Origin of the sequence: Sulfitobacter sp. (assembly GCF_041552635.1) — a bacterium.
Classification (GTDB): domain Bacteria; phylum Pseudomonadota; class Alphaproteobacteria; order Rhodobacterales; family Rhodobacteraceae; genus Sulfitobacter.
Window position 1 is genome coordinate 1 of sequence record NZ_JBFEKM010000390.1, and the last position, 1,170, is coordinate 1,170.

The following is a 1,170-nucleotide window of genomic DNA, read 5'->3' on the forward strand; positions in this document are numbered from 1 at the left end:
GTATTTCAGAAGACACAAATGTTGATGATGATGGAATCACTAGCGACAATACATTGACTTTTAATGGAACTGCAGAAGCAGGATCGAAAGTAGAAGTTTTTGTAAATGGAGTCTCTGTGGGAACTACCACTTCAGATGTTGATGGTAACTGGACTTTCCGTCATACTGGAACTCAGCTTGCAGATGGTGATTATGCAATTACTGCCACTGCTTCTGATACAGCCGTAAATGTAAGTGCAGATTCAACGCCACTTAATATCACGATCGACACGAGTGCTCAAAATGCCTCAGAGGTGAGTGGAGTCTCAGAAGATACGAATATCGATGGCGATGGAATCACTAACGACAATACATTGACCTTCAATGGAACTGCGGAAGCAGGATCTGTTGTGGAAGTATTTGTTAACGGAACGGCTATTGGAACTACTACGGCGAATACTGATGGTACCTGGACTTTTGACCATACCGGAACTGAACTTTCGGATGGCGACTATGCGATCACTGCAGCTGCTACCGATGCAGCTGGAAATACAAGTGCTGCTTCAACGCCACTTAATATCACGATCGACACGAGTGCACCAAATGCACCGGTGGTAAGTGGTATAACTGAAGACACCAACATCGATGGGGATGGAATCACCAGTGACAACACCTTAAGCTTCAATGGTACTGCGGAAGCCGGATCTAAAGTAGAAGTATTTGTTAACGGAACTTCTATTGGAACCACTACGGCGAATATTGATGGTACCTGGACTTTTGACCATAGCGGAACTCAGCTTGCCGATGGTGACTATTCGATCACAGCAACTGCTACCGATGCAGCCGGGAATACAAGTGCAGCTTCAACGCCACTGAACATCACGATCGACACGAGGGATTCTTGTGAGGTTGATCCTTCAGGAGATGATTGTGATCCAGATAATGATGATCTTACCAACGAGGAAGAAGCGATTCTGGAAACAGATCCAAATAATCCGGATACCGATGGCGATGGACTTACAGATGGGGAAGAAGTGAATGGGATCGATGATAATACTACAACAACGGTAGCTGTTGGCATAAGCGATCCACTTGATATTTGCGACCCGTTAAGAGCAACTGATTCGTGTAGACCTATTGAAGTTACTCCTGTACAAGTTCTTTCACCAGATGGCGATGGTATAAATGACA

1 protein-coding gene is annotated in these 1,170 nt (G+C 44.9%); it reads left to right on the plus strand.

Annotated features, from left to right (window positions below):
- On the plus strand, positions 1-1,170 hold a 1,170-nt coding region (locus tag ABYT07_RS21325; protein WP_372993994.1), incomplete at both ends, for an Ig-like domain-containing protein.